Below are 23,748 nucleotides of genomic sequence, written 5' to 3'. Positions count from 1 at the left end.
CGCCGGCCGAGGAACTCCGATGCAAAGCGTCGCTGTCGCCCGGCACATCTGCACCGCGAATCCCGTTCCGATCTGCATCTTTCATGCTCGACATTGATTTCGTTGCGAAAAAAACAAGAACAGTCCCTCGATCGGAGCGATGGAGGGGCCTGCGGCCGATCATTTCCAATGGTCTCTTTATCAGGTGTGCGCAGCAGCACAAACAGTCCTGTTAGCTTACGGTTGTGCGGTCGCATCGGAACGCGGCTCCGGAGTGCTCATCGTCCTTTCACGACGATGCTGAACGCCCGTGCTCACGAATCAGGCGGGGGATGGATCCGAGGATGCTCCGACGAAAAAAGACGAACAGCGGGGCGCGCTGGTGGGCGGGCTATGCGGAAAAGCCTCGGAGACGCAAGTCTCTCGCAGCATGCCTCAGTGATAGAGATCGAACTGTTCGTGCTGTCCCTTTTCAAGATCGGCTGCCAAGGCGCTGCGGTCGATCCGCGGAAACAGCTTGCTAAACTCGGGCCGGTCCAGCAGGGCGAGGTAGGTCTTGAGCATGCCCCTTTCCGAGGGATGCGCAGGATCGAAGAAGTTGCCGGAATCCCGCGAGATCTCGGTGCGGCTCATATCGAAGAACTGGATGCCAAGCTGCGCAAATCTTTCGACGGTCTGTGGACTCCTGATCTCGCGCCAGTGCCCGGAATAGGGCCGGTAGGCTTCATCGTTATCGAGGAAGGCTGCCGCGCTTTCCAGGAAGGGATATTGGATCGCAACCACCGAGAAGTCTCGTTCGCGAGACAGTCGGACCAAGCGGTCGATTTCCAGGAACTGCCGTTCGCTGAGGTGGGATGTGCCCCAGAACGACAGGATGTATTGAGCGCCATTGGACATCGTTTCGGCCGACGCGCGTCGATAGGGTGGGGCCACAATGACCGAGCCGTCGTTGCGGAATCCGAACTTCCCGCGAATTGCCTCTGGTCCGACCAGTTTATTGTTATCCACAGGATCGAATTGCGGAACAAAGAGTGCGGACCGGATTGCTTCGAAGTTTCCGCCGGTCCGGATCAAGAACTCTACAACGCTGTGCAACTCTCGCCGGTGCGCATCGAGCCCCTGCGCGAAATCCATCGTGCGTTCTTTTCTCCAGGCATCGGCAAGGGAATCGTCGAACAGGAAGTAGTCAAGCGCCACGACGACGACGCGAGGTTTCGTAGATGAGGTCGCGCGATCGACGAAATCCACGATTTGCGCGAGAGGCCAAGCCGTCAGGCAGGCATTGTAGGTGCGATAGGGACGAAACATCTGCTCGCGGGCCTGGCCACAGCGTGAGCTTCCTACTAGCAAGATCTCAGGACGAGTTCGCCTGATTCGCTCCAGCTTGTAAGCCGCATAGTCCTTGAACGTCCCGAGCCAGACGAGCCGGTCGCTGCGTGATTGCTCCGCTGCGATCACTGAAAGCGGAACCGTGGCGCCCAGCCGCCAGCCGGCCCATTCCAGCGCCGCCAGGAGCGGCACGAACACGGCAGCGAACAGCGTTATGACTATCGCGATATACCGGGTCACGGTCTTGTATCCAATCCGTCTCCTCCCGCAAGGCGCGGCCATTTTGGTTGCCAACGAGCAACATCCGGACGCTGACTGCCCCCGTGAAAACTTGGTGTTGCGACGATCGCTTGAGCCGCCGGTGCCCAAAGAACGTTGTATGATGCTCAGGTTTGCGTTGAAGAAGCGAGTGATCGCCGGATCTCTACGGGGTCGATTCTCGGAAACTCGGCTCGAAAATCCGGGTCGTCCAGTAGATGCAGCATCGTCCGGGCGGCGCCGGTCTCAGCCAGATGATACGCGTCCACGAAACTGACCGTTTCATGCTCCAGCGTTAGACGCGCCAGATCGAAGAAGCGGATTCCTATCTCCTGCAGCCAGTCTCGGGTCTCCTTGCTCGCGAACTCTCGCCAAGCACCGAACCCCTGAGGACCGCTCTGTTCGCGATCAAGAAGATCAACGCCGGCCCGAATGAACGGCAATTGAACGCCGATGAGCTTTACCTCGCGAGACTTTGCGATTTTGGCGAGGCGAGCAATCGGCTGTTCCAGCCGCGGCGACACGCCCGGCGCGCGAGGAAGGCTCCCGGCGAGCGTTTCGGCATTCAAATAGCGTGAGCGCGCGTCGGCGATATGTGCCGGCGAATAGACGTAGGACCCGTCGCTGCGGAAGCCTTCTTCGTGAACGATGGACTGGGTGCCGACGAAGGCCGTCGGAGCGCTAGAGTAGTTCCGGAACGGCGTCGGATTCCGCGCTGCGGTACGCGCGAAATCCAAAACGCTCGATCTCACATAGGCAAGCGCAAAGTCATAATGCATCTTTCTAGGAAGAGCGAACCATTCTTCCCACCGCTCCGCGAACAGGAAATGATCCAGTGAGAGAATGGCAACTCGGGGAGGTGCTTGCCGTGTGGCGCGCTCGAACAGTTCAACCATCTGGTCGGTCGTCCAAGCCGTGAACGAGAGATTGTAGAAGCTGTACGGAGCAAAATGGGCTGCACGAAACGCACCCGCTCGCGACGAACTGATCCAGATGACTTCGGGACGCTCGTGCTCGAGCCTCGCCAGCTTGAACGCTGCGTTGTAGCGCAGATCAAAGGGCAGCACGATCTGTTCTGGGTTCTTTCGCTGCGATTCCGCTAGTTCATGCAGCGTTCTCGTCGCGCCGAATGGTCGGGCGAGTTGAAAAAGAGCCGTGGGAAGCAGGTAACCGGCCAACGCGGAGGTCGCCAGCACCGTCGTGACGTAGCGCCGCGTGCAATCTATCGACTGCGCTGAAGGCGGTGGCCGCGGGTGATCATCCATGCAGCTATCGTCTGAATCCATGCTCATTGAGATCAGCGCAAGGCGCTGCCGCGCACGCGATGATAGTTCAGAATTGGAAGTAGAGGAACTGGGAGGTATCGCCGGCAATGATGTTCATCAAGACCGCCGCCACGAGCGCGATGGAGGTTCCGATGGCCCACGGCAGGGACGGCCGCCACTTCAGGTTCAGAATGCTCCAGGGACGAGGGTTGTGATAGGTTTCCAGCCCAACCTTCCAACGCTCGAACATCGCGTTCACGTTGGGCAGGGTGAAACAGGCAACATAGCCTGCCAGGATCGCGATCATGAGGCGCGGATCGACGAGGTTCGTTGCCGTGATCTTCTCCGGGTTGGACAGGGCGAGCATTCCCTTGATGAGCCTGACCGCGGCATTCGGATTGTCGGCCCGGAAGAAAACCCATGCCAGAACCACGACGAACTGTGTCAACAAGAGCGCCGCCACCGTATACCAGGCGGTCGCCGACAGGCGGGTGAGGCCCGGTCGCTGCGCGACGAATTTGCTCCAGCGATGATTGACGATCAGAAACAGCCCGTGCAGCGCGCCCCAGATGATGAAGGTGAAACCCGCGCCATGCCAGAGACCGCCGAGCAGCATGGTGGCGAAGAGGTTGGCGTTTCTCCGGTGCTCGCCGTAGCGGTTGCCGCCAAGCGGGATGTAGAGATAGTCGCGCAGGAAGCGCGACAGTGAGATATGCCAACGGCGCCAGAATTCGACGATGCTCAGCGACTTGTAGGGGGAATCGAAGTTGAAAGGCAGCCGGATCCCGAACATGATCGAGATGCCGATCGCCATGTCGGAGTAGCCCGAGAAATCGAAATAGATCTGCAGCGAGTAGGCGAGGGCGCCGCCCCAGGCGTCCATCAGGTGAAGGTGGCTCGAATTGGCGGCCTGGAACACGGGATTCGCGATCAGGCCGAACCCGTCCGCGATGAACGACTTCTTGAAAAGTCCAATGGTCAGAATCGTGAGGCCGACCGCGACCTTCTCGATGGAAATCCGTCGGCTCTCCTCCGAGCCGAATTGCGGCATCATCTCGCGGTGATGGAGGATCGGGCCGGCGACCAGATGCGGGAAATACGTGACGAACAGGCCGTATTTCACGAAGCTTCGTTCGTCGGAATAACCGCCATAGACGTCGGCGAGGTAGGCGATCTGGGTGAAGGTGAAGAACGAAATGCCGAGCGGGAGAACGATCGCGAGCGAGGGGTGTTTCGACGCGGTGATCGCATTGAGGATCTGGATGCCGAAATTCGTATATTTGTAGAACGCGAGCGCGGCCAGGTTGAGCGTGATGGCCGCGGAAAACAGGCCGGTTCGGAGCTTTCCGGTCTGTCCGGCAATCAGCAGACCCATCGTGTAATTGAAGACGATGGAGACCAGGATGACCGGGAGGAAGTGAATGTCCCAATAGCTGTAGAAGGTCAGCGACGCCGCGGCGAGCCAGCTGAGGCGCACGACAGGGGCGGCGAAAAAGCGAGCCAGCAGAAAATAACCGACCAGGGTCACCGGCAGGAACAGAAACAGAAACTCAAACTGCGTGAAGAGCATAACAAGTTTCTTGATGTTGCTGCATATTGCGCTGCTTTATCAATGATTGAGGGCGCTGCCAAGTTGGGTGCACCTCTCGCGATGCGAATTTCGGGGGATGTCGCCCCCTGACGACAGCGACGTGGACCAGCCTCTCGAATGGGGCGGACACTTTTCGATCAATGATTCTTCTGCTATGGCAGCTCAATTAGACGACGACGCCAATCCAATGACGCCATGATGGGGTTTCGCGCAATCACTCTCGCCGATGACCGCCGCGGCCAAGAAACCCCTCGATGGACCATGCCGATGACATCCCGATAGGTCTGCGCTCTCGCGCGCAAGCAAGCTGGGGAGGAGTGGAAAGCCCTCTGTTCCACCGGCTGACGTCGTGTCTAGACTCTCGTTGTCGGAGCCAAAAGCAGCTGCCACGACACCCACCGAGACAACCTATCGAGCGGGAATTGCGTCATGTCGACAGTCGGCCGGTCTGCACCGGAAAAGTCAGCTGAACCGGGCGGATTCGAGCGCTATCTCATCGCAGTCGGAATTGTCGGCGTGGCGGCCGCGCTGGCGTTTTCGCTCGGTCTGTCGCTCTTTTCGTCGGACGTGTGGACGTTGCGTGATGGGCTGCTGCAGATTCCACGGGAAGGGGACACCAACTGGTATCGTGATTTCGGCGGCCGCAGCATTCCGCAGATCCAGGACCAGGATATCTTCTACAGCAATCTGGGGGGATCGGTCGAAGCCGCAAAGCAGGCCGACATCGTCTTTCTCGGCCCGTCCTTCGTCAGCTATGCGGTCGACCGGCAGACGCTCGCGCAGTCGCCGGTGCTCGCTCGATTGGGGATCTACAACATGGCCTTCGTGGGCATTCGCGGCGGGGAGTTCTCGCGGCTCGTGATCCAGCGCTGGAAAATCCGTCCGCGTCTGTGGGTCATCAATGCCGACGATCAGTTCGTGCACTTTTTCAGCAACGATCTCAGCGTCACTCTTGGTCCGCAGAAGCAGCCCGTCGCCGCGGTCCAGCGCAACCGAATGCGGGGGTACCTGACGGTGGTCGGCCGCAATCTGCATTGGCGCATCGAGGACCTCGTTGCAGCCTATCAGAATGGCCATTTTTCGCCCACTGGCCTCTATCGCAACATCACGGACGGCGACATGGGGCTGGATGCCAATCCAGGCTATGTTGCCACCGGCAACAAGCCGATGCTATCGGCCCGTGATCCGGACTGCCATACGACCCCCGCGATTGTCGACTATGCGAAGAGATTTCTCCACGAGGTCGGCGGAGAGGTCGTGCTCACGCTGGTCCCGCACAGCCAGTCCTGCGTCCAGCAGGCGGCAGAACTGGCGAAGGAATTGAACATCGAACTGATCGCGCCGCCATTCGATGGCCTGACGACGATCGACGGCGGCGGCCATTTGGACAGGCACGGCGCGCAAGTCTTTACGAGCTATCTCGCTCGCGAGATCGTCAAGACGGCGGCTTTCAAACGGGCATTTCCAGTCGGAACTGGCGACGGCAAATGATGCCGATGTTGCTGAATTCCAGCCAAGGAGCCGCCGGCTCCACGCGGGTTCGTCCGACACGCTTCGTCCGAGCCATCGAGGGCCCTCGCTCAAGGTGGGGCTCCCCGAGACTAATCGCCACCGGGGCTTAGAATTCTGAATTCTCATTTCGTCCAGTTTTGCTTGCGTTCATGCCCAGGTTCGGCTTGGAAAATTCCCGGCACCTCTGTTATAGCTGCGATCCAATCGGCTCAATCCTTGGTTGGCATTTGCGGCGGCGATGTCTGCACGGGGAATTCTCGCATTGGACCCGGCGAGCGTACTGTCCTCATCCCGAGACGTGATCCTTGGCGCGCAGGCGACTTGAACGGCCGGTCGTCCAGGCTCCGCCTTGATCCGAACGCGCGGAATCCGGGATTTCAAGGTTGTGTGGAACTTGGTCGTATGAAACTGCAAAAGCAAAGGCCGATGCGCGGCGGCCGCCGACGGATTGTCTACCAGGTCTTCGTCATAGTCGGAGCGACCCTCAACCTGCTGCCGAGACGCGCGGTGTTCCTTGGTCTGGTCATCGCTTTCGCCGCGAGACTTCCACTCCGGCGGCGCCTGGCTCAGGCGTATTTTCCCTATGTGACGTCGCATCTTGCAGCTCGGCCGGAGTTTCGTTTTTCGACGGCTCTCAGCCGATATTTCCCCGGCCCTTCGATTCAAGCCCTGAGCAGCATCGGCGCCTATCGCGAGGCGGCCGGGACTGTCGGCCGCGAAACCTTGGCGTTCGATGATGCGGAGACCAGATACGCGCTGGTTCGATCCTTGTTCGAGCTGGGCGAGTTTTCGGAAGCGCGCGATGCCGCGGCGGGAGCGAAGCCCGAACAGCTCGAAGCGATGGTCGATCTCGCCTTCTACAAGGCCATGGTCGACGTGATCGGAGGGGATGACGCGGCGGCGCTCGACGCGATGTTCTGGGCGTGTCGGAGTAGCCTGCATTTTCTCCGTCCCCACCAGAACATCGCGGCTCGGAATTCACCGTATTATGTCCCGAACAGCCTCGACTTCCTCTGCGGCGCTCGAGGCCGGCTGTTCGACCTGTGCAACTTCACGGGCCAGCGTGTGATGCATGTCGGTCGCGGCGAGATTGCAATTCGGTTGTACGAGCGCGCCTTGGATGCGCAGCAGGAACTGCGGGCATCGCCGCCACCGCTTTCTGATGAGTTGAAGCGTCTGCTCGACCGGCTCGGCGTCACCTTCGATACGTTGCGGCTCGTTCCTGAGGAATGGGCGACGCAGATCGGCCATCTGGGCATGCTCGACATTCTGTTTCGGATGCGAGCGCTGGGCTGGTGGTCAGGCGAAGCCGTGATCGTCGTCCGTCCCGATAGCATCGCCAACGCGGTCTTCTTCAAGCTGTTTGAAAGTTTCGGCAAGGTCGTGGTGATCGGCGAAACGGTATCGGAGCGACTGGGTGAGGAACTGCTGTCCTTGCAGCGATGGTGCGGGTTGAACTTCAACGCCTTCAGGCTGCCGGATGGGCGGGTCGTTCCCTGGCAAGATGCGGGTGCGATCGCCATCGAGCAATGGGAGCGCGAAGGAAGAGGGCATCCGTTGCGTGATGCCTACGATCGGAGCGAGGCGGCAGCGGCAACGGCTCGCTTCGACGCGTTCCGTTCCAGGTACGGCATGAAGCCCGACGACTGGTATGTGTGCCTGCACACCCGGGACGCAGCGCATTATTTCGAGTTCATGGGCACAGGGCAGACCCACCGCAATGCGCCGATCGAGACGTCTCTGGACGCCATTCGTCTGGTCACCTCCCGTGGCGGATGGGTCGTCAAGCTTGGCGGTCCGAACTCGCCGCGGCTTCCTCCGATGGCGCGCACGATCGACTACGCACTGAGCGAATTCAGATCGGAGCTGATGGACATCCACCTGATCCGCCATGCCCATGCCTTCATCGGGACGACGTCCGGGTTGACGAATGTCGCCGTCAGTTTCGGAATTCCCTGTGCGATCGTGAATGCGATCACGACCGACGCCCAGCTTTGGAACAGCGACGTCCGTTTTGCCCTCAAGCCCGTCAGACTGGCAGACGGCGCCGCGCTGACGCAGCACCAACTGACAACGTCGCCCTGGCGCTGGCGCGTGTTCGACGCGGCCGTGCTGGGCCGGAGCGGTGCGCATCCGGAGACCAACTCGGCGGACGACATCCGCCACACCGCGGACGAGGTCCTGGCCATCGCCGACGGTCGGTTGGCCGAATTCGAAGCTGGTCACGATGGCGCGCGGCTGCTGTCGCGCTGGAGGCGTGCGCTCGGGCTGCCCTATTACTACGGCACCAGCCGTCCAAGCCTCGGTTTCCTGGCCCATCATGAGACGGAGTTGCTGCACGACACCGGTGAGGGGCACTGAGCCATGCAAATGGGGGACGAAGCGGCGGAGATGGCCCGATGTGCGGCATAGCCGGCCTGTTTCGCCCCGGCGGGGCCGACGAGGCCCAACTGGCCGGGATCGTCGAACGGATGACGGCGGCGTTGGCGCATCGCGGCCCCGATGCGTCCGGCACTTGGATCAGTGCTGCGAGGGGACTTGCCTTCGGACATCGCCGTCTGGCGATCCTCGATCTCTCCGAGGCCGGGGCGCAGCCGATGCACAGTGCCTGCGGACGCTACACCGTCACCTTCAACGGCGAGATCTACAACCATCTCGATGTCCGTGCCGAGCTAGAGGCCGACGGCGCCGCACCGAATTGGCGTGGTCATTCCGACACCGAAACGCTGCTCGCCGCGATCAGCCGATGGGGCGTCGAGCCGGCGCTTCAGCGCCTGATCGGCATGTTCGTCTTCGGGTTGTGGGACGCCGAGACCCGGCAGTTGATCCTGGCGCGCGACCGCTTCGGCGAGAAGCCGCTGTTCTACGGCTGGAGCGGCGCCGATCTGGTGTTCGGCTCCGAGCTCAAGGCGCTGGCGGCGCATCCGTCCTGGGCGCCGTCGCTCGACCGCGCGGCGCTCACGGCGTTCATGCGCTATTCCTACGTGCCTGCGCCCGCCACGATCTGGACCGGCATCCGCAAGCTGCCCCCGGCGTCGTTCGTGCGCTTCTCGGCGGATGCGGCTCCCGACAGTTGGCCGGTGCCGCAATCCTATTGGTCGCTGCGCGATCGCGTTGTTGCCGCCCAGGGCGATCGCATTGCCGACGAGCGCGAGGCCGTCGATCGGCTGGAGCAGTTGCTGTCGGTCGCCGTGAAGCGGCAGTGCCTGTCGGACGTGCCGCTCGGCGCGTTCCTGTCCGGTGGCGTCGATTCATCGACCATCGTGGCCTTGATGCAGGCGCAGTCGGGCCAGCCGGTCCGCACCTTCAGCATCGGTTTTGCCGAGGGCGGCTACAACGAGGCCGAGGATGCCCGCAGGGTCGCCCTGCATCTCGGTACCGATCATACCGAGCTGTATGTCGATGCGCGGACCGCGATGGACGTGGTACCGAAGCTGCCGCGGATCTATGACGAGCCGTTCGCCGACTCCTCGCAGATCCCGACGCATCTGGTCGCTCAGCTCGCGCGCCGGCACGTGACCGTCGCATTGTCAGGTGACGCGGGCGACGAGCTGTTCGGCGGCTACAACAGGCATGTCTGGGGCGGCACGCTGCAGGCACGCCTGGGTCGTGTGCCGATGCCGGTGCGGCGCGCGATCGGTGCCGTCCTCGGCGCGATTGCCCCGGAGCCGGCCGATACGGTCCTCAGGGCGCTGCAGCCGGTGTTGCCGGCCCGATTGAGGATTCGGCACGCCGGCGATCAGGTTGCCAAGCTCGGCCGCGTCATCGCCGCCGATGGCTTTGATGGCCTCTACCGGGCGCTGTGCTCGGTCGATCAGGATCCGGCCGGGACGGTGGTGGGCGGCACGGAGCGGGAGAGTTGGGCGGGGAACGAGATGCGGCAGCTTGCGGCGAAGCTCGATCCGCTCGACCGCATGACCCTGGCGGACTCCCTCAGCTATCTCAGCGACGACATCCTGCAGAAGGTCGATCGCGCGGCGATGGCCGTGGCGCTGGAGACGCGCGTGCCGTTCCTCGACAAGGACGTCGTCGAGTTCTCGGCCAAGGTGCCTTCCGGCATGAAGGTGCGGGACGGCCGCGGCAAATGGCTGGTTCGGCAGGTGCTGTATCGCCACGTGCCGGCTGAGATGATCGATCGGCCGAAGACGGGGTTCAGCATTCCGCTCGACGCGTGGCTGCGCGGGCCGTTGAAATCCTGGGCATCGGATCTGCTGTCGCCGGAGCGGCTGAGGCGGCAGGGTCTGTTCGATCCGGTGCGGGTGACGCGCATGTTCGACGAGCACGTCAGCCGCCGCCATAATCATTCCTATTGGCTGTGGAACGTGCTGATGGCGCAGGCCTGGCACGACGAATGGGCGCGCGCCGCTTAGAGCATGATCCGGAAAAGTGGAAACCGGTTTTCCGAAAAGATCATGCTCAAACAAAGAGATGAGATCATGATGCGATTCCGTGGAAGCGCATCATGATCCAGGTCAGTCTTCGACCGTAGCGGGAACCGCCAGGCGGCCGGCGCCCTTTTCGGCGCTGAGGATCCACACCAGCCCACCCATGCCGCCGACGATGAAGTAGACCGCGCCGAACAGGATCGAGACGACGGTGCCGTCGGCAGGCGCCAGGCCGGCATAGCCGAACGCGACCATCATCGTCGCCTCGCGCACGCCCCAGCCTGCGATCGAGATCGGCAGCATCGTGATCAGCATGATCGGCGGGGTCAGAAGGAACAGTTGTTCGAACGCGGCGGGCGCCGCGATGGAGCGCACGGCGCACCAGGCGATGACGACCGCCAGCACATGGATCGACAGCGACAGCACGGCGATCTTCGCAGCGGTGCCTGGGCCGAAGATCACCTTGTTCGCGATCACCGAGCAGGCATAGACGTGCCGCGTCGGCCACCACGCCTTCATCCATTTGGCCGGCAGATAGCCGATGGTGAGGAAGCCGACGCCGGCGGCCAGCGCCGCCGCGTCGACCAGCACCAGGGCCAGCCGCCCGTGCTCGTCGGCGATCATGCCATAGCTCCACGGCAGGCTCGCGACGATGATCAGTGCCAGCGCAATGAAGCCGACGGCGCGGTCGGTCAGGATCGAGTAGCTGGCTGCGCGCCAGCCGGCGCCGGTGCGCCCGATCAGCCACAGACGCACGGCGTCGCCGCCGATCGAGGACGGCAGGGTCTGATTGAAGAAGGCGCCGATCATGTTGTAGCGGAACGCCTGCATGTCCGTCAGCGGCGCGCCGCACAGCGCCGAGATCTCGCGCCACCGCAGGGCACCGATGAAGATCTGCACCAGCGTGATGGCCACCGCCAGTCCGATCCAGCCGATGTTGATCTGGCTGAGCCGCTCACGGATCGCCGCAAAGTTGATCCCGCGCAGAGCGAGATACAGCAGAGCCAGCGACACCACGATCCGGAGGAGAAGAATCAAAAACGCACGCATGCCAGGCTGGCTTCGCTCTTGGTTGAAACGCTCCAAGCCGAGTGCGATACGCGCAACTCCCGTCCTGGCAAGGCTGGACCCCGGGTCCAGGGGGAGCCGTAGCCGCCCCTTGCGGTCCTGATGCCCCGGTGGCTAAACAGTCGCAGGGGTGGCGTCAATGGCCTCCGAAACGACCGGAATATCAATTTATGTCTCATGGCCGGAAGATTGCGGTGATAGGCCTTGGCTATGTCGGCCTGCCGGTCGCGGCTGCGTTCGCGCGGGCAGGCTGCCCGGCGATCGGGTTCGATATCGATGCGGTCCGGGTCGCGGAGCTGAAGGACGCAAGGGACCGGACCTGCGAGGTCGATGCGGCCGATCTGCGCCGGCCGGGCCTGCGCTTCACCAGCGAGCCGGATGATATCGCGACTGCCGATTTTTTCATCGTCACCGTTCCGACCCCGATCGACAACGCAAGGCGGCCCGATCTCGGCGCCATGCTGGCCGCGACGCGCACGGTGGGAGCCGTTCTGAAGCGCGGCGACATCGTCGTCTACGAGTCGACCGTATACCCGGGCGCCGTCGAGGAAGACTGCGTCCCGCTGCTGGAGAGCAGCTCGGGGCTGAAGGCGGGGACGGATTTCAACGTCGGCTATTCGCCGGAGCGCATCAATCCCGGTGACAAGACGCATCGCTTCGAGACCATCACCAAGGTGGTCTCGGCACAGAATCCGCAGACGCTCGCGATCGTCGCCGCCGTCTACGGCTCGGTCGTCACCGCTGGCATCCATCGCGCGCCGTCGATCAAGGTCGCCGAGGCGGCCAAGGTGATCGAGAACACCCAGCGCGACCTCAACATCGCGTTCATGAACGAGCTGTCGCTGATCTTCCAGGCACTGGAGATCGATACCGGTGACGTGCTCGCCGCCGCCGCCACCAAGTGGAACTTCCTGCCGTTCACGCCCGGCCTCGTCGGCGGTCACTGCATCGGCGTCGATCCCTACTACCTCACCTACCGCGCCGAGAAGGCGGGCTATCATCCCGAGGTCATTCTGGCGGGCCGCCGCATCAACGACGAGATGGGCCGGCGCATCGCGCGCGAATGCATCCGCGGCTTGCTGCGGCGGAAGGGCCGGGGTGGCCTCGTCACCATTCTCGGCATGACGTTCAAGGAGAACGTGCCGGACATCCGCAATTCGCGCGTGATCGACATCATCAGCGAATTGCAGTCGTTCGGCGTCGAGGTGCAGGTCGCCGATCCACTGGCCGATGCTGCGGCCGTGCATGAGGAGTACGGCATCGGCCTGACGGCGATCGAGGCGCTGCGTCCGGCCGACGCGGTCGTGCTGGCCGTGTCGCACGATCGATATCTCGCCGGAGGCTGGCCTCTCGTACAGGGCCTGCTGCGCGAGGAGAGCGGCCTCGTGCTCGACGTGAAGATGAAGCTCGACCGCGCGAGCAAACCCGCCGCCATCGAACTGTGGCGACCCTGACGGAGCGACCATGGCTGATCATCCCATCCTCGTGACCGGCGCCGCCGGGTTCATCGGATTTCACCTGTCGCAGCGGTTGCTCGCCGACGGACGCCAGGTGATCGGCATCGACAACGTCAACGCCTACTACGATCCGAAGCTGAAGGAAGCGCGTCTCGACATTCTCAAGAGGCAGCCCGGCTTCACCTTCCACAAGCTCGATCTGGTCGACCGCGCCGGCATCAAGGCGTTGTTCGCTCAGCATCGCTTTCCAGCCGTGGTGCATCTCGCCGCCCAGGCCGGCGTGCGCTACTCGCTGGAAAATCCGCACGCCTATGTCGACGCCAATCTCGAAGGCTTCATCAACGTCCTCGAAGGCTGCCGCCATCATGGCTGCGAGCATCTGCTGTTCGCCTCGTCCTCATCGGTCTATGGCGCCAACACCAAGCTGCCGTTCTCGGTCAGGGACAATGTTGATCATCCGATCAGCCTCTATGCGGCGAGCAAGAAGGCCAACGAGCTGATGGCGCATTCCTACAGCCATCTGTACCGGCTGCCGGCGACCGGTCTGCGCTTCTTCACGGTCTACGGTCCCTGGGGGCGGCCCGACATGGCGATGTTCATCTTCGCCAAGGCCATCCTCGCCGGACAGCCGGTCAAGCTGTTCAATCACGGCCGCATGCGGCGTGATTTTACCTATGTCGACGACATCGTGCAGGCCATCGTCCGCCTGCTCGGCCGGCCGCCACAGGGAAACCCGGATTGGGACGGAAACAGGCCCGATCCGTCGAGCAGCCGGGCGCCATGGCGGATTTACAATATCGGCAACAATCATCCCGAACAGCTGATGGACGTGATAACGCTGCTGGAGAAGGAGTTCGGGCGGCCAGCCATCAGGGAGATGCTGCCGATGCAGCCCGGCGACGTCGAGGCGACCTACGCCGATGTCAGCGACCTCGAGCGCGACATCGGCTTCCGGCCGGCGACCTCGATCGCCGACGGCATTGGGCGTTTTGCAAAATGGTACCGCGAGTATCACGGGATTTGACGGATTGATTTCATGACCGGACGCATCATTCCTCTCATTATGTGCGGCGGCGCCGGAACCCGGCTGTGGCCGGCCTCGCGCGAGGTCAGGCCGAAGCAGTTCCTGCCGCTGTTCGGCGCCCGTTCCACCTTCCAGGATACGCTGCTGCGCGTCTCCGATGCCGATCTGTTCGAGCGGCCGATCATCATCACCAATTTGGCCTATCGCTTCATGGTGCTGGAGCAACTGGCCGAGATCGGCATCGAGGCCGACGTCCTGCTGGAGCCGATGCGACGCGATTCAGGCCCGGCGATCGCCGCCGGAGCCGCCTTCGCCCAGTCGCGCCATCAGGATGCTGTCGTGCTGGCGCTTGCGGCCGATCACGTCGTTCGTGACACCCCCGCTTTTCTCGCGGCGTGCCGCCAGGGGCTCGCTGCCGCCGAGGCCGGCCGCATCGTCACCTTCGGCGTCAATCCGGAGCGCGCGGCCACCGAATACGGCTACATCAGTCCTGGCGCGCCGGTATCCGGGGAGGTGCGGGCGGTCGCGAAATTCGTCGAGAAGCCGGACCAGCCGACCGCGGAGCGCTACATTCGCGAGGGCTATCTCTGGAACAGCGGCAACTTCATGTTCCGCGCGTCGGTCCTGCTCGACGAATACCGCAAGTTCGATGCCGACAGCGTGCAGACGGTCACCAACTCCGTTGCCAAGGCCGGCCGCGACCTCAGCTTCATCATCCTCGACTCCGACGCCTTCGCCGCGGCCAAGCCGATCTCGATCGACTATGCCGTGATGGAGAAGACCGAGCGTGCGGCCGTGGCCCCAGTGTCGTGCGGCTGGTCCGACGTCGGCTCCTGGCATGCGGTCTGGGAATTGTCCGACAAGGACGGGCAGGGCAACGCCGCGCGCGGCACCGCCGTGTTCGAGGATTCCCGCAATTGCAACGTCGTCACCGACAAGGCGCTGGTCGCGCTCGAAGGCGTCGACGATCTCGTCGTGGTGGCGGCGCAGGATGCCGTGCTGGTGTCGCGCCAGCGCGATGCCAACGGCTTGAAGCGGCTGGTCGCCAAGCTCAAGACCGTGGCGCCGGAGGTGACCGAGGCCCACATCAAGGTGCACCGGCCCTGGGGCAGCTATCAGTCGGTCGACAATGGCGAGCGCCACCAGGTCAAGCGCATCATCGTCAAGCCCGGCCAGCGGCTGTCGCTGCAGAAGCACTATCACCGCTCCGAGCACTGGATCGTGGTGCGCGGCGCGGCGCGGGTCACGGTGAACGAGACCGTTCAGACCGTGCATGAGAACGAATCGATCTACATCCCGATGGGCGCGGTGCACCGGCTGGAGAACCCGGGCAAGATCCTCTTGGAGCTGATCGAGGTCCAGACCGGGTCCTATCTCGGCGAGGACGACATCATCCGCATCGAGGACGATTACCGCCGCGAGTAGGGCGGGGTCTCGCCGCGAATCACGCGAGCCGTGCTAGACAGCCCCGGAGTCGTCCGCCGGAGAGCTTCCTTGCAAAGCACGATCGGATCGCGTGCGTTCCAGAACGCGCGCCTGCAGAAGAAGAACCGCAAGCAGGCCGACGGCCTGCTGCCGAAGGCCGTCGAGGCCTACCGGGCTGGCCGGCATGCCGATGCCCAGGCCATCTGCGGTCAGGCGCTGGCCCTCGTGCCCGATCATTTCGACGCTCTTCACCTTCTCGGCGCCTCGGCGCTCGACAGTGGCCGGCTCGACCTCGCCGAGCAGGCCCTGACCCGCGCCGTCGCGGTGGAGCCGCGCAATGCCGAAGCCCTTGCCAATCTCGGCCTCGCGCTGTTCAGCATGAAGCGCTACGAGGAGGCGCGCGCGGTGCAGGAGCGCGCCGTCGCGCTCAAGCCCAGTTTCGCCACGGCGCTGACGAGCCTCGGCAACACCCTGATGAACATGCAGCTGTTCGCGCAGGCGATCGAGGTGCATGACCGCGCCATCGCGCTGAAGCCCGACTTCGCCGACGCCTACTGCAATCGCGGCATGGCGCAACTGCTCCTGCTGCGCAACGAAGAGGCCCGACAGAGTTTCGACCGCGCCCTGGCGCTGGCGCCGCGGCACATGCAGGCGACCTTCGGCAAGGGATTGGTCAGCGTCAATCTGCGGCACCTCGAGCAGGCACTCGCCGCCTTCAACGCCGCGCTCGCCATGAAGCCGGGGACGGCGGCCGTCATCGCGCAGCGTGGCCGGCTCTATGTGCAGATGGGACGGTTCGCCGAGGCCGAGGCCGATTTCGATGCCGCGCTGGCGATCGACCCCGGGCTCGAAGCGGCGCTGCTCGGCAAGGCGCATGTCTGCGTGCTCACCGAGCGGATCGCGCCAGCGATGCTGGCCTGCAAGCGGGTGCTGGAGCAGAATCCGGCGTCGGAAGTCGCGCTGATCTGGCTCGGCACGTGCCTCGCGAAGCAGGGCGACACGGCCGGCGCCATCCAGCACTTCGATCGCGCCCTCGAGATCAAGCCGGATTTCGAGGATGCGATCATGAAGAAGATCTTCGCGCTCGATTTCTATCCCGGCGCCGACGTCGCCCTGCATCAGGCCGTCCGCCGCGAATGGTGGGAGCGGATCGGCGCGCATATCCCGCAGCGCCAGCTTGCCGCCATCGACCGCGATCCGGATCGCCGCATCACGGTCGGCTACGTGTCGTCCGACTTCCGCAGCCATTCGGCCGCGCTGACCTTCCTTCCGGTGCTGCGCCATCACGACCACGCGGCGTTCAAGGTCATCTGCTACTCGTGCTCGCCGCTGGTCGATTCCGTCACCGAGCAGTGCAAGGCTGCGGCCGATGGCTGGATCGAGGCATCTCAGTTGTCCGACGATGAACTCGCCGATCGCATCCAGGCCGATCAGGTCGACATTCTCGTCGACCTCTCCGGTCATTCGGCCGGCAACCGGCTCACCGTGTTCGCCCGCAAGCCCGCGCCGATCCAGGTCACCGCGTGGGGCAATGCGACCGGCACCGGCCTGCCCACCATGGACTACTTCTTCGCCGATCCGGTGACGGTGCCGGCGGCAGTACGGCCGCTGTTCGCCGAGCAGGTCTACGATCTGCCGGCACTGATCACCACGGATCCTCTGCCGGACGCGCAGCCGACACCGCTGCCGATGTTGCGCAACGGCTACGTCACCTTCGGTGTCTTCAACCGCGTCGACAAGATCTCCGACGAGGTGCTGACGGTGTGGTCGGCGCTGCTCCGGACGCTGCCGGACGCCCGCGTCGTGATCAAGAACGGCGCGCTTGAGGATGCATTCCTGCGCGACACGCTGATCGCCCGCTTCGCCGCGCACGGCGTCGGCGAGAGCCGCCTTACGTGTCTGGGCGCGTCGATGCGCCATGAGCACATCGCAGCGTTCGCCAACATCGACATCTCGCTCGATCCGTTCCCGCAGAATGGCGGCGTCAGCACCTGGGAATCGCTGCAGGCCGGCGTGCCCGTGGTTGCCAAGCTCGGCAGCAGCGCGGCGTCGCGGGCCGGCGGCGCGATCGTCAAGGCGGTCGGGCTCGACGACTGGGTGGCCGAGGACGACGAGGGCTACATCGCGATCGCCGTGCGACACGCGGCCCAGCCGGCCGAGCTGGCTCGGCTCCGCGCCGAGCTGCCGGCGCGGGTGGCCAACTCCGCTGCCGGCAATGTCGAGACCTACACGCGCAAGGTCGAGGAAGGCTATCGCCAGTTCTGGCGCCGCTATTGTGCCGCCGGCGGCTGAGCGCCGTCCGCAGTACGCCTGTTCTGTCGATCTACGCGTCACTCCGGAGGCCGTCTTTTGGCAAGCGACGTCGGTTCCCGCGCGTTTCAGAATGCGAGGCTGCAGAAGAAGCATCGCAAGCAGGCCGATGCGCTGATGCAACAGGCCGTCGCCGCTTATCGCGGCGGCCGTCGCGCCGAGGCGCAGGCGGTCTGCGGCCAGATCCTGGCGCTGCTGCCCGATCATTTCGATGCGCTGCATCTGCTCGGCGTGACGGCGCTCGACAGCGGACAAATGGAGATGGCCGAGCAGGCGCTCATCAAGGCCGTCGAGATCGAGCCGCGGAATGCCGAGGCGCTCTCCAATCTCGGCCTTGCGCTGTTCAACCGCAAGCGGTTCGAGGAGGCGCGCAAATGCCAGGAGCGGGCGATTGCGCTGAAGCCGAACCTGCTCGTGGCGCTCACGGGCCTCGGCAACACGCTGATGCGCCTGGGACGGCCGGAGGAGGCGATCGCAGCCCATGACCGGGCGATCGCGCTCAAGCCCGACTATGCCGACGCCTATTGCAATCGCGGCATGGCGCTGCTTCCGCTCGCCCGCAATGCGGAGGCCAATGCGAGCTTCGATCGCGCATTGTCGCTCAATCCCCGCCACATGGAGGCGATGTTCGGCAAGGGCCTCGCCAGCATCAATCTGCGCCATTCCGACGAGGCGCTCGCGGCGTTCGATGCCGCGCTTGCAATCAAGCCCAATGCAGCGCAGGTGCTGGCACAGCGCGGCCGCCTGCACCAGCAGGCCGGACGGTTCGAGCGGGCCATGGCCGACTTCAAGGCCGCCCTGGCGCTCGATCCATGGCAGGACGTGGCGTTGCTGGGCTTCGCGCAGCTCAGCGCCATCAAGGACAATATCGCGCCGGCGATGGACGCGTGCCGCAAGGTGCTGGAGCTCAATCCGGCCTCCGAGGTCGCCTGGACCTGGCTCGGCGAATGCTTCTGCAAGCAGGGCGATCTCGCAACGGCCTTGCAGCACTTCGAGGGTGCGCTCGAGATCAAGCCGGATTTCGGTGATGCGATCACTGCCAAGATCTTCCTGCTCGACTTCATGCCGGACACCGACTTCGCTCAGCACCAGGCGGCGCGCCGGGAATGGTGGACCAGGATCGGCAGCAAGATCGTGCGCCGGCCGCCGCCGGTCCGCGACCGCGATCCGGAGCGGCGGCTGACCATCGGCTACGTCTCCTCCGATTTCAGGAATCACTCGGCTGCGCTGGTGTTCCTGCCCGTCCTGCGCCACCACGACCATCAGGCGTTCAAGGTCGTCTGCTACTCCTGCTCGCCGCTGCAGGATGGCATGACCGAGCGCTGCCGTTCCGCCGCCGACCTCTGGGTCGACGCCTGGCAGATGTCCGATGAGGAACTGAGCGATCGCATCGAGGCTGATCAGGTCGATATCCTCGTCGACCTCTCCGGCCATTCCGCCGGCAACCGGCTGCCCGTGTTCGCGCGCAAGCCGGCGCCGGTGCAGGTCACGGCGTGGGGCAGCGGCACCGGAACGGGGCTTCCGACCATCGACTACTTCTTCGCCGATCCGGTGACCGTGCCCGAGGCCGCGCGTCCTCTGTTCGCCGAGCAGGTCTACGACCTGCCGGCCGTCATCACCACCGATCCCTTGCCGGGATGGCAGCCGACGCCGCTGCCGATGCTGCGCAACGGCTACGTTACGTTCGGCGTCTTCAACCGCATCGACAAGATCTCCGAGCCCGCGCTCGCGCTGTGGTCGCGGCTGATGGGCGCGCTGCCGGACTCGCGGATCGTCATCAAGAACGGTGCGCTCGATGAGCCCTTGCTGCGCGATGGGCTCGTGGCCCGGTTCGTGGCGCACGGCATCGCCGAGGGGCGCATCACCTGCCTCGGCCTGTCGACGCGCGATCAGCACATCGCGCAGTTCGCCGCGATCGACATGTCGCTCGATCCGTTCCCGCAGAATGGCGGCGTCAGCACATGGGAGTCGCTGCAGGCCGGCGTGCCCGTCATCGCCAGGCTCGGCCACGGCGCGGCGGCGCGGGCAGCGGCCGCCATCAACACGGCGGTCGGGCTCGCGGAGTTCGTAGCGAAGGACGATGACGGCTATATCGCCGTCGCCCTCAGATATGCCGCGCAGCCCGCGGAACTGGCGAAGCTGCGCGCGGAGCTGCCGACGATGGTTGCCGGCTCTGCGGCGGGCGACGTCGAGACCTACACGCGCAAGGTGGAGGAGGGCTACCGCCGGTTCTGGCACCACTATTGCGCCTCCTCCTGACCTCGGCGGCTACAGCCGCGCGGCGCCGACGATGCGCCCGTCCGCCGCTTCGAGAATCACCGCGGCATCCTCGCCCTCCGGCATCGGCTCGGTGAGGCGCAGCGCGCTGCCGCTCCAATCTGCCAGCGTCCGCACCGAGCGCACCACGTTCAGCTCCTCCAGCGTGCGGCCGCCATTCTCGCCGCGGCGGATCGACGTTTCATGCCGATGATCGAAGCCGACCAGGAGCAGGCGTCCGCGTCCTTCACCGCCGCCGACCTCGACCGTGAGCCTGTCGCCATTGCGTGCGAGCTTGAGCCGCGCCGCCGTCGCGCTCGCCCCTCTGGCGCGATCGATCGCGGGTCCGACCTCGGCCCGGTTGGAGCCGACATGGCTCGTCGTGCCGTCGACGACGATCTCCGGCGTGTAGGAGCCGTCGCCGAAGCGGCTGCCGTAGCGGGCCTGGCGATCGGTGGCGGCCGGCAGCGAGAACGGATCCTTCCAGCCGAGCCGGTCCCAATAGGTGACGTGAAAGGCGAGCGGCAGCACGTCGCGGCGCTGCCGCACCAGCTCGTTCAGATAGGCATTTGCAGGCGGGCAGGAGGAGCAGCCCTGCGAGGTGAACAGCTCGATGACGACGGGCCGATCCGTGGCGGCGGCCGACGGCGACCATGGGGCAAGCGATGCGAGCAGCACGGCGAAGGCGGAGGCGTGGCGGAACGAGGCGAGGCTGAGGGGCATGGGTGTTCTCCCGCGTTGTGACGTGATCTCCTTCGCTGGCGCGGGCCATCGCGTTACCTCCTGCCGTAGCCAACACGCAGGCGTGAAGACGCATCCACCGTTACTTTCGCGACCTGTCGTGACGCGTGAGCAGGGCGCCCGCCACACCTGAGGCGCATCGCGCACGCCATTCAAAAGACAGCGTTTTTCGTCCGTGCCGGATGTAACTTTCTGAATCAAATCGTGTCCTGAAAAGGCTTTCCGCATTCGCCTCGCTTCGAGCGGCATGCTAGGAGAGCTTCGACCGGTGATTTGCAGTTCGTTAACCGTTGCGGCCAATCCGTGACGTCGCAAGCCGGGGGCATTGATGGGGTCGATGACATGAGTTCCAAGGGGGCGGGCCACAAGGCCGAGCTGAGGCAGGCGCTGCGCGTCGGCGTGATCGGAGCCGGCGTGATGGGCAGCAATCATGCCCGCGTGCTCGCCGGACTGCCCGATGTGCATCTGGTCGGCGTGGTCGATCCGCTGCCCGCGCATCGCACCCGCGTCACCGAGCTTGCGAACTGCCCGACCTTCGAGAGCCTCGACCAGCTCGTCGCCGAGGGCGTCGACGCCGTGACCATTGCGGCTCCGACGCATCTGCATCATGAGCTCGCGCTGGCCTGCATCGCGCGCAAGGTTCACCTGATGGTCGAGAAGCCGATCGCCTCGACGGTGGACGAGGGCAGGGAGATCGTCTCGGCCGCGCATCGCGCCGGCGTCACCCTGATGATCGGCCATGTCGAGCGCTTCAATCCGGCGGTGGCCGCGATCAAGAAGGCGATCGCCGGCGAGGACATCCTGTCGATCGCGATCACCCGCGTCGGCCCGTTCCCGCCGCGCATGTCCAATGTCGGCGTCGTCATCGATCTCGCCGTGCACGACATCGATCTCATCCGGTGGTTCACCGAATCCGACATCATCGAGGTGCAGCCGCAACTGTCGAGCGCGGTGGCCGAGCGCGAGGACATCGCGCTCCTGCAATTCCGCACCGCCTCCGGCGTGCTCGCCCACATCAACACCAACTGGCTGACGCCGTTCAAGGCGCGCAACGTCACGGTGGCGACGCGCGGCAAATACATCATGGGCGATCTCTTGACCCGCCAGGTCACCGAATGTTTCGGCTTCAAGCCGGACGGCAGCTACTCGATGCGTCATCTCCCGGTCGGCCATGACGAGCCGCTGCGCGCCGAGCTGATCGCCTTCCTGCATGCGGTGCGCTCGGGCACGGCGCCGGCCGTCACCGGCGACGAGGGCGTCGCGAGTCTGGCGATCGCCACGCAGTGCCTGGAGACGTCGAGCCATCGTCCGGCCGAGGCGGCTGCCACCAAGCGGCGCGCCGTGGCCGGCTAGCCGCCCAGGCCTCCGCTTCACCCTCATTTCCGTTTCCGAACCTTTGTCAGAGCTCATGAACCAGCACCTGCGTCATCAGCCCATTCCGTTCATCGACACCGCCGCGCAGCGCCAGCGGCTCGGCAAGTCGCTCGACGACGCCGTCGCCCGCGTGCTCGCGCATTGCCAGTTCCTCGGCGGCCCCGAAATCATTCAGCTCGAGAAGGAGCTGGCCGAGTTCTGCGGTGCCAAATACGCCGTGAGCTGCTCCAGCGGCACCGACGCGCTGCTGATGGTGCTGATGGCGCAGGGCATCGGCCCGGGTGACGCGGTGCTGTGCCCGTCCTTCACCTTCTGCGCCACCGGCGAGGCCGTGGCGTTGACCGGCGCCACGCCCGTCTTCGTCGACGTGCTGGAGGACACCTTCAACATCGATCCGGCCTCGCTCCGCCGCGGCATCGCCACCGCGAAGCGGCTCGGCCTGAAGCCGAAGGCCGTCATTCCGGTGGATCTGTTCGGCCAGAGCGCGGACCACGATTCGGTCGCAGCGATCGCGGCGGACGAGGGCCTGTTCGTGCTCGACGACGCCGCGCAGGGCTTTGGCGCCAGCTACAAGGGCCGCCGCATCGGCACCTTTGGTCTCGCGACAGCGACCAGCTTCTATCCGGCAAAACCGCTCGGCTGCTTCGGCGACGGCGGCGCCATCCTCACCGATGATGCAGGCCTCCTGGAGCGCCTGCGCAGCGTGCGCGCCCATGGCGGCGGCAGCGACAAATACGACAACGTCCGCCTCGGCCTCACCGCGCGGCTCGATACGATCCAGGCGGCGGTGCTGCTCGAGAAGCTCAGGATTTTCGAGGACGAGATCGCCGCGCGCAATGTCGTCGCCGAGCGCTACACGGCGGCGCTGGCCGACGTCGTGAAGGTGCCGCGCCTCGTCGACGGCTGCACCTCGGTCTGGGCGCAATACACCATCCGCCTGCCCAAGGGCGTCGACCGCGACACCTTCGCCGCCGCGCTGAAGGCGCAGGGCATCCCGACCGCGATCTACTATCCGAAGTCGATGCACCAGCAGACCGCCTACCGCATCTTCCCGAGCGCCGACGGCGGCCTCCCGGTCAGCGAGCAGCTCTCGGCTGACGTCATCAGCCTGCCGATGCACGCCTATCTGGACGAGGCGACGCAAGGGCGCATCATCGACGTCGTGCGCGGCGCACTGGCCTGAGGTCTTACGCATCGTCGCGCATCTCCGCTGGCGGCCCGACCGGCCGCAGCGTGTATGAATGATCTGTCCCACCGGCAGCTCCAACAAACACTGTCGTCCCGGCGAAAGCCGGGACCCATACCGCGTGATGTCTGGAAGGGGCAGGCGGCCCGTTCCGCGCGCCCCATCGGCTGCACGGCGTATGGATCCCGGATCGGCGCCCGCCGCCGCTTCGCGTCGGCAGGCTTGTCCGGGACGACAGCGGAGTGCGTGGTGCGCCTCCCCGCCAGCGTCGCAAGTGCCGACGTGCGACCGGCATGCTCACTGTCATTTCGAGCGAAGCGAAGCAATCCAGGGCTGCGCGTGCGGTCCTGGATTGCTTCGTCGCTTCGCTCCTCGCAATGACGGTGGTGAGACATGTGTTCACCTTCTCGCGGCGCACCTGGCGTCCGAGCTTTGCTGTTCGTCATGCCCTCTCCTTAAAAGAGGGCACGGGGAATTCCGGGCGCTGGCCGCACCCATGGCCCGCCTGCGGAAAAAATGCAGGCGGCAGGAACCACAGGTTCAGCCGAGACATCCCGGCATTCCCCGCGCGATGGTTTTGACGGCTGC

Annotated in this window: 15 protein-coding genes; 10 read left to right on the top strand and 5 right to left on the bottom strand. The window is 64.6% G+C overall.

Annotated features, from left to right (window positions below; translation table 11 throughout):
• Positions 1-414 precede the first annotated feature (414 nt).
• The 3 genes from ACQR1F_RS31050 to ACQR1F_RS31040 all read right to left on the bottom strand — a co-directional run bounded on the left by ACQR1F_RS31050 (position 415) and on the right by ACQR1F_RS31040 (position 4,401).
• A complete protein-coding gene (locus ACQR1F_RS31050; RefSeq protein WP_316218698.1) occupies positions 415-1,548 on the bottom strand; it encodes a hypothetical protein in 1,134 nt (377 codons plus the stop codon).
• 146 nt (positions 1,549-1,694) lie between these two features.
• On the bottom strand, positions 1,695-2,831 hold the full coding sequence (locus tag ACQR1F_RS31045; protein WP_316218699.1) for a hydrolase: 1,137 nt from the start codon (positions 2,829-2,831) through the stop codon (positions 1,695-1,697).
• A gap of 67 nt (positions 2,832-2,898) precedes the next feature.
• The gene (locus ACQR1F_RS31040; protein ID WP_316218700.1) at positions 2,899-4,401 is read right to left on the bottom strand and encodes an MBOAT family O-acyltransferase; all 1,503 of its coding nucleotides are present in this window, start codon (positions 4,399-4,401) and stop codon (positions 2,899-2,901) included.
• A gap of 450 nt (positions 4,402-4,851) precedes the next feature.
• Between ACQR1F_RS31040 and ACQR1F_RS31035 the strand changes: the two genes are divergently transcribed.
• The 3 genes from ACQR1F_RS31035 to asnB all read left to right on the top strand — a co-directional run bounded on the left by ACQR1F_RS31035 (position 4,852) and on the right by asnB (position 10,304).
• Positions 4,852-5,913, top strand: a complete 1,062-nt coding sequence (locus ACQR1F_RS31035) for a hypothetical protein (RefSeq protein WP_434889109.1) — start codon at positions 4,852-4,854, stop codon at positions 5,911-5,913.
• Between the two features lie 423 nt (positions 5,914-6,336).
• A complete protein-coding gene (locus tag ACQR1F_RS31030; protein ID WP_434914477.1) occupies positions 6,337-8,295 on the top strand; it encodes a TIGR04372 family glycosyltransferase in 1,959 nt (652 codons plus the stop codon).
• Positions 8,296-8,333: 38 nt separating this feature from the next.
• A complete protein-coding gene (gene asnB / locus ACQR1F_RS31025) occupies positions 8,334-10,304 on the top strand; it encodes an asparagine synthase (glutamine-hydrolyzing) (RefSeq protein ID WP_434914476.1) in 1,971 nt (656 codons plus the stop codon).
• A gap of 102 nt (positions 10,305-10,406) precedes the next feature.
• Here asnB and ACQR1F_RS31020 read toward each other — a convergent pair whose 3' ends face one another.
• On the bottom strand, positions 10,407-11,369 hold the full coding sequence (locus ACQR1F_RS31020) for a lysylphosphatidylglycerol synthase transmembrane domain-containing protein (RefSeq protein ID WP_315805308.1): 963 nt from the start codon (positions 11,367-11,369) through the stop codon (positions 10,407-10,409).
• 188 nt (positions 11,370-11,557) lie between these two features.
• Here ACQR1F_RS31020 and ACQR1F_RS31015 point away from each other — a divergent pair, with 188 nt between their 5' ends.
• The 5 genes from ACQR1F_RS31015 (at position 11,558) to ACQR1F_RS30995 (ending at position 19,862) form a co-directional block, all read left to right on the top strand.
• Positions 11,558-12,841, top strand: coding sequence for a nucleotide sugar dehydrogenase (locus ACQR1F_RS31015; RefSeq protein WP_316183398.1), 1,284 nt, complete (start codon positions 11,558-11,560; stop codon positions 12,839-12,841).
• A gap of 10 nt (positions 12,842-12,851) precedes the next feature.
• Entirely contained in the window at positions 12,852-13,868 is a 1,017-nt protein-coding gene (locus tag ACQR1F_RS31010; RefSeq protein ID WP_316218704.1) for an NAD-dependent epimerase, read from the top strand.
• 12 nt (positions 13,869-13,880) lie between these two features.
• Positions 13,881-15,293, top strand: a complete 1,413-nt coding sequence (locus ACQR1F_RS31005; RefSeq protein ID WP_316218705.1) for a mannose-1-phosphate guanylyltransferase/mannose-6-phosphate isomerase — start codon at positions 13,881-13,883, stop codon at positions 15,291-15,293.
• Between the two features lie 69 nt (positions 15,294-15,362).
• Positions 15,363-17,585 carry a tetratricopeptide repeat protein gene (locus tag ACQR1F_RS31000; protein WP_434889112.1) on the top strand — a complete coding sequence of 741 codons (2,223 nt, stop codon included), beginning with the start codon at positions 15,363-15,365 and terminating at the stop codon, positions 17,583-17,585.
• A 57-nt stretch (positions 17,586-17,642) separates the two neighbouring features.
• A complete protein-coding gene (locus ACQR1F_RS30995; RefSeq protein ID WP_434914475.1) occupies positions 17,643-19,862 on the top strand; it encodes a tetratricopeptide repeat protein in 2,220 nt (739 codons plus the stop codon).
• A gap of 9 nt (positions 19,863-19,871) precedes the next feature.
• On the opposite strand, the gene ACQR1F_RS30990 is transcribed toward ACQR1F_RS30995, so the two are convergent.
• Complete coding sequence (locus ACQR1F_RS30990) at positions 19,872-20,582, bottom strand: DUF1223 domain-containing protein (protein ID WP_434914474.1); 711 nt, start codon at positions 20,580-20,582, stop codon at positions 19,872-19,874.
• 360 nt (positions 20,583-20,942) lie between these two features.
• Here ACQR1F_RS30990 and ACQR1F_RS30985 point away from each other — a divergent pair, with 360 nt between their 5' ends.
• Positions 20,943-21,953, top strand: a complete 1,011-nt coding sequence (locus ACQR1F_RS30985; protein WP_315805315.1) for a Gfo/Idh/MocA family protein — start codon at positions 20,943-20,945, stop codon at positions 21,951-21,953.
• A gap of 55 nt (positions 21,954-22,008) precedes the next feature.
• Entirely contained in the window at positions 22,009-23,157 is a 1,149-nt protein-coding gene (locus ACQR1F_RS30980) for a DegT/DnrJ/EryC1/StrS family aminotransferase (RefSeq protein ID WP_434914473.1), read from the top strand.
• The last annotated feature ends 591 nt before the right edge of the window (positions 23,158-23,748 follow it).

The sequence above is a fragment of the Bradyrhizobium sp. HKCCYLS3013 genome (assembly GCF_051167615.1).
GTDB lineage: Bacteria > Pseudomonadota > Alphaproteobacteria > Rhizobiales > Xanthobacteraceae > Bradyrhizobium.
The sequence above is the reverse complement of the archived record's forward strand: the minus strand, read 5'-3'. Positions and strand labels throughout refer to the sequence as shown.